Origin of the sequence: Ascidiimonas meishanensis (assembly GCF_037782385.1) — a bacterium.
Lineage (GTDB): Bacteria > Bacteroidota > Bacteroidia > Flavobacteriales > Flavobacteriaceae > Ascidiimonas > Ascidiimonas meishanensis.
This window is the reverse complement of sequence record NZ_JBBEXD010000029.1, coordinates 1-2,703: the sequence shown is the minus strand read 5'-3', so window position 1 is coordinate 2,703 and position 2,703 is coordinate 1. Positions and strand designations below refer to the sequence as shown.

At 33.1% G+C, this 2,703-nt stretch carries 2 protein-coding genes; both read left to right on the top strand.

Features of this window, described 5'->3' with window-relative positions; translation table 11 throughout:
* Positions 1-1,900: condensation domain-containing protein (locus WBG07_RS19250; RefSeq protein ID WP_340203748.1), on the top strand; the 1,900-nt coding region annotated here is incomplete at its 5' end.
* Between the two features lie 53 nt (positions 1,901-1,953).
* Positions 1,954-2,703 (top strand): condensation domain-containing protein (locus tag WBG07_RS19245; RefSeq protein WP_340203746.1); only part of this gene is annotated, 750 nt, incomplete at its 3' end.

Genomic DNA, 2,703 nt, shown 5'->3' with positions numbered 1-2,703 from the left:
TGGCAGAAATGACCATCAGGTAAAGATACGCGGACACCGTATTGAACTCGGGGAGATTGAAAACGCCCTAATGAAGAATGCGGCGGTCAAAAATGCGGCGGTCATTGTAAAGAATAAAGACAAAACACCTTTCCTTGTGGCGGTTTGCTCTTCTGATGAGCAAATAGAAAGTGCTGTACTAACCTCGTTTCTTTCAAAGCACTTACCTGCTTACATGATACCCACAATATTTTCATGGTGCAAAGAAATTCCGCTTACAAAAAATGGAAAAATTGACCGCAATCAATTGTCTTCTGCAGACTATCAAAATATAATCTCACATAAAAAAGCGGAGAATCAAACACAGCTAACCTTGTTAGAAATATGGGCTGATATCTTAAAACTGGAACCTTCTAAAATTAGTATCAATCAAGACTTTTTTGAGTTAGGCGGGAGCTCTATTATTGCTTTTCATGTGATTAGTGGAATTAAAAGTCAATTTTCAAAAACACTACCTATTAAAGATATATTTGAATACAATACTATTGAACATCTAGCAGCTCGCATAGATAGTTTAGATGAAACTGGAGAAGCTACAATTGAAAAAGTATCTGAACAGGAGCACTATATAACCTCCGCTGCCCAAGAACGCATGTTCTATAATTACCTGATAAACAAAGACAGTCTTACATATAATATTTCGGGTGGTATCGCCATTGAAGGTGCTGTTTCTATAGAAAAATTAAAAACTGCACTGCATACACTACTAGATCGACATGAAGGTTTGAGAACAAGTTTCGTTCATAATGAAAATGGATTGTTTCAGAAAATTCACAAGGAAGTCAACATGAATTTTGAAATAATCTCTTCAGATCAAATAAGCTTTAAAGAGGCTTTTCATAGATTTATTAGACCTCATGATTTAGAGGAGCAAAACTCACTCATAAGATTTGCACTTTATCGTCAAGATGATCATCGGAATTTATTATTTGTTGATGTACATCATATTATCTGTGATGGGTTTTCTATTCAGATAATTTTAAATGATTTTAAACAAATATTACAAAACAATGCCTTGGAAGAACTGCCTATTAATTATGCAGATTATGCTAACTGGCAAAGAAATGAAAATAACCAACTAAGAACTCAAGAGGCTTACTGGACCAAGCAACTTACAGGAGAACTACCTTCTTTAGAACTTTCATACGCTCAGCACACAGAAACTATTGATATCTCTGAAGCATCAGTAGTCTCCTTTAAAACGACGAATGATAACTATAAAAAAATAAAGAATTTAGTTCGTGATAATGAGACCTCTGAATTTATGTTTTTCTTATCTGTTTATTATTTATTACTACATAAAATAACGGGTAAGCATGACCTTATAATTGGTACCGATGTGTTGGGCAGAACACACTCTCAATTAAAGAATGTTATTGGCACTTTTGTTAATATTCTTCCCTTACGTATTTCTATTAATGAAGAGCAGACCTATGGTGATTTTTTAAAATCTGTTAAATCAATTGTATTGGGCGCATTTGAAAATCAAGATTTTCAGTTTGACGACATGGTTAAAATGAAGGCAGATAAGTTAAATGCAAAAGTCACTCCTATAGCAGAAGTTCATTTTGCTTTCAATGAATACAATCAGGACGAAGATGGTTTTATCATTTCAGATTTGAAGTTTTCTCCGCTGCCTTTAGAAAGAGATCTCACTACACAATATGAGTTTAAACTGGAAGCTTCAGATACAGGAAACGCTTATCTTCTGGATTTTATTTATAGCGTTCAGTTATATGAACATGAAAGTATAAATCTGTTTGGAGAATATTATGCAGCAATTGTAGAACAGATTTTATCTAAGCAGGAAATTCAATTACAATACATAGGTCTCAATACACAAGTACCCTCTTTGGGATAAGCATTTTTTCAAGTAAAAATTAGATCAAGTTCAGGTATCATAATAAAAGCATTATGAAAAGAGAATCATTATTAGACCATAGTTCAGTGCAGGCAAATAAGAATATTAAGGCTCGCAAATATTGGGAAAACAGACTTAAGGAATTAAAACTTCAAAGGTATTTTGACGTAAGTTCAAAAGCGGTTCCTGTTTCTTCTATTATAGAAGAATATACAATCAGTTTTGATACTGAGATCACCGAAAAACTCAGCAAATTTGGAACATCTGAACAAGCTAAGCATTTAATACTTTTGGGAGCGGTTGGTGTATTGGCGAATAAATATAGCCAGTTAAACGATTTGATCTTATTTACTACTAATTATCAACAGGAAAAGAGGTCACAAATTCTACCAGTTCGTTTATCAGGATTTGAAGACACTAGTTTTAAGGAGCTCTTGGGAAATTTGAAGAATAATTTCATACAAGATCTCAAATATGCAAGCTACCCAACGCTTAGACTTTTAACCGATGATCTTAATACTAAGGCAAAAAGATATGCAACTTCTGTTACTCTTACAGAAATACAAGGGGAAGTTTCAAACGAAATGCTAATTGAGGATTTACAATTCTGTTTTAGTTGTAAAAATTCATTGAGCCTGAAATTGAAATATAATAGTTTGTTTTTCAGTCAAACGGAAATTAGTACCATTGCGAAACAATTTTCTGTTCTTTTAGAAAAATTACTAAGTAATTTAGAAACTCCCCTTCACCAAATAACATTACTTAGTGAAAGTGAGCAAGTTTTTTTACTTGAAGGATTCAAT